A 3,706-nucleotide genomic window follows, 5' to 3' on the forward strand; every position below is an offset into this window, starting at 1 on the left:
GGCCAACAACGCCAAATCCGACTTCCTCGCCATGATGAGCCATGAACTGCGCACACCGATGAATGGCGTACTGGGCATGCTGCAGTTACTGGAAACCACCGACATGACCGAGGAGCAGGTGGAATACGCGGCGCTGGCCTCGGAGTCTACCGAGCACTTGCTCAAGGTCATCAACGACATTCTGGATTTCTCGCGGATCGAACGTTCAGAGCTGGAACTGGAGCACATTGCGTTCAATCTCGTCGAACTGATCGGCAGTTGCGCCCAGTCGTTCCAGCACAGCGCCGCGCAACGCGGCCTCGACCTGCAACTGATGGTCCCCGATGACATGCGCGGCTTGCAGGCCAAGGGCGACCCGACGCGTATCCGGCAGATACTGGTCAACCTGATCGGCAATGCGCTGAAGTTCACCGAGCAGGGCCGCATCACCATCGAGGCGCAGTGGCAGTCGCTGGACCACGAGTTGCTGTGGTTCACCTGCACCGTGCGCGACAGCGGCATCGGCATCCCGGCGCAAAGCCTGGAATTGATGTTCAACGCTTTCCAGCAGGCCGACAGCTCCATTTCAAGGCGCTACGGCGGCACCGGGCTGGGCTTGCCGATTGCCCGTACGCTCGCCGAACGCATGGGCGGCACCTTGCGCGCGCAGAGTGAGGAAGGCCGCGGTTCGGTGTTCACCCTGGAAATTCCCCTGGCACTGCACCAGCAGGCGCAGACGCTGTTGCCCACCCGCGCGCAAAACGGCGACAGCGGCGGCGAAGGGCGCAATGTGCTGTTGGTCGAAGACAACCCGGTCAACCAGACAGTCATCGAAGCCATGTTACGCAGCCTGGGCTTCAAGGTCAGTCTCGCGGTCGACGGCGCGCAGGCGGTTCGCAGTGCCGAGAGCCTGATTTTCGAAGCGATCCTGATGGATTGCCGCTTGCCGGTCATCGATGGCTATGAAGCCACCCGACAGATCCGCCAATTACCCGGTTGCACCGAACTGCCGATCATCGCGCTGACTGCCAACGCCCTGCAGGGCGACCGCGAAGCCTGCCTGTCGGCGGGTATGAACGATTACCTGGCCAAGCCGTTCAAACGCACTGATCTGCAGCAAATTCTGCAGCGATGGGTGCAGTAGTACAGGCCTTTCGAGCATCTGCGACTGGCGTGAAAGGCGAAAGTGCGGCAGTMTTAAGCCCCCGAACAGGCCCGAAAAGGGGCTTGAATAATAATTTCAGTGCACAAGTGTACTTTCATGTCCTTGGTGCTGTGACTTTCACCACAACGCAATAGTCTATGAGTAGGCTGCCGGTTCGAGGCATGAACGCTTCGATCGGCCGGGAAGATTTGCCCCACCTGCCGCATGGGACTATTGAGGAGCTCGCATGACCAAACAAAACGCCTTTACCCGGGAAGACCTGCTGCGCTGCAGTCGCGGTGAGCTGTTCGGCCCAGGTAACGCGCAACTGCCCGCCCCGAACATGCTGATGGTTGATCGCATCACCCTGATCAGCGAAGAAGGTGGCAAGTACGGCAAAGGTGAATTGGTCGCCGAGCTGGATATCAATCCGGACCTGTGGTTCTTCGCCTGTCACTTCGAAGGCGATCCGGTGATGCCGGGCTGCCTGGGCCTCGACGCCATGTGGCAACTGGTCGGTTTCTTCCTGGGCTGGCAAGGCTTGCCTGGCCGTGGCCGTGCGCTGGGTTCGGGCGAAGTGAAATTCTTCGGCCAGGTTCTGCCGACCGCCAAAAAAGTCACCTATAACATTCATATCAAGCGCGTCCTCAAGGGTAAACTGAACCTGGCCATCGCCGACGGTTCGGTCACTGTCGACGGTCGCGAAATCTACACCGCCGAAGGCCTCCGGGTCGGCGTGTTCACCTCCACTGACAACTTCTAAGGGTTATTCGCATGCGCCGCGTCGTTATCACTGGTCTGGGCATCGTTTCTTGCCTGGGCAATGACAAAGAGACCGTCTCCGCTAACCTGCGTGCAAGCCGCCCTGGCATCCGGTTCAACCCGGAATATGCCGAAATGGGTCTGCGTAGCCAGGTTTCCGGCTCCATTGACCTCAACCTTGAAGAACTGATCGATCGCAAGATCTATCGCTTCGTCGGCCACGCGGCAGCTTATGCCTACCTGGCCATGAAAGACGCCATTACCGACTCCGGCCTGACCGAAGAGCAGGTTTCCAACGTGCGTACCGGCCTGATCGCCGGCTCCGGTGGCGCGTCGACCCTGAACCAGATGGAAGCACTGGACATCCTGCGCGAGAAAGGCGTCAAGCGCGTCGGCCCGTACCGCGTCACGCGGACCATGGGCAGCACCGTTTCCGCCTGCCTGGCCACGCCGTTCAAGATCAAGGGTGTGAACTACTCGATCTCCTCCGCTTGCGCCACCAGTGCTCACTGCATCGGTAACGCCATGGAACAGATCCAGCTGGGCAAGCAGGACATCGTTTTCGCCGGCGGCGGTGAAGAAGAACACTGGAGCCAATCGTTCCTGTTCGACGCCATGGGCGCCCTGTCCACCCAGTACAACGAAACTCCGGAAAAAGCTTCCCGTGCCTACGACGCCAAGCGTGACGGTTTCGTCATTGCCGGCGGTGGCGGCATGGTCGTGGTTGAAGAGCTGGAACACGCTCTGGCCCGCGGCGCGAAGATCTACGCGGAAATCGTCGGCTACGGCGCGACCTCCGACGGCTACGACATGGTTGCCCCGAGCGGCGAAGGCGCGATCCGCTGCATGCAGCAGGCGCTGTCCACCGTCGATACCCCGATCGACTACCTGAACACCCACGGCACCTCGACCCCGGTCGGCGACGTCGCGGAAATGAAAGGCGTGCGTGAAGTGTTCGGCGACAAGGCTCCGGCCATCAGCTCCACCAAGAGCCTGTCGGGTCACTCCCTGGGCGCCGCCGGCGTTCACGAAGCGATCTACTGCCTGCTGATGATGGAAGGCAACTTCATTGCCGGTTCCGCCAACATCGACGAGCTGGACCCTGAAGTGGCCGACCTGCCGGTGCTGACCAAGACCCGCGAAAACGCCACCATCAACACCGTGATGAGCAACAGCTTCGGTTTCGGTGGCACCAACGCCACCCTGGTACTGAAGCGCTGGGTAGGCAAGTAATTTCCCGCTGCCGAGCCGCACATGAAAACGCCCCGACTGGTTCGGGGCGTTTTTTTTGCCTTGAGAAACCTAAAGGCAGATGCAAAACCTGAGGGAGCGAGCTTGCTCGCGATGGCGGCTTATCAGTCAGTATCGATGCTGGCTGACACGCCCTCATCGCGAGCAAGCTCGCTCCCACAGGTTTTATGCTCGACACTGGATTTGCGGTGCTCTCAACATGAAACGTTTGTCATGAAACTTGACACCCTGCGACTGAATGTCGCGGATTCCGCGGGCTGCAGGACTGTTTCCGTTTTTGCAAAAAACCATTACCAAACTCAGTCGTTTACTTAGCAAGCTACCAAACCCTATAACAAAGTCCTGCACATGCCTTGCTGCAGATAACAGAGATTGGAGCTAGCAGATGACCGTAAAAGTAACTGAACGCGACGATTCACATAAATCCCACGAGGGTGTAGCCGCTGGTATCCGGATCTGGGATGTGCATCAACAAGACCTGCTGGTCGGGATGTTCCATTCCGAGACCGATGCGCAAAACTACAAGGCCGAACTGGAAACCCTGGAGCAGCAACGCGAATTGCGCTCCGC

The 3,706-nt window shown here is 59.3% G+C and carries 4 protein-coding genes; all 4 read left to right on the forward strand.

The features are described 5' to 3' along the window. Window positions 1–1,123, forward strand: a 1,123-nt coding sequence (locus tag ACXRVY_RS19980) for an ATP-binding protein (RefSeq protein ID WP_458238060.1), incomplete at its 5' end; no start/stop codon positions are given. 247 nt (window positions 1,124–1,370) lie between these two features. Beyond that, window positions 1,371–1,886 (forward strand): 3-hydroxyacyl-[acyl-carrier-protein] dehydratase FabA, encoded by a 516-nt coding sequence (gene fabA / locus ACXRVY_RS19985; protein ID WP_003227150.1) that lies wholly within the window; start codon window positions 1,371–1,373, stop codon window positions 1,884–1,886. 11 nt (window positions 1,887–1,897) lie between these two features. After that, entirely contained in the window at window positions 1,898–3,118 is a 1,221-nt protein-coding gene (gene fabB / locus ACXRVY_RS19990) for a beta-ketoacyl-ACP synthase I (RefSeq protein WP_223459703.1), read from the forward strand. Window positions 3,119–3,521: 403 nt separating this feature from the next. After that, a partial coding sequence (locus ACXRVY_RS19995; RefSeq protein WP_223456119.1) for a hypothetical protein occupies window positions 3,522–3,706 on the forward strand: 185 nt, incomplete at its 3' end.

The organism is Pseudomonas sp. P5_A2_2, from assembly GCF_054177685.1.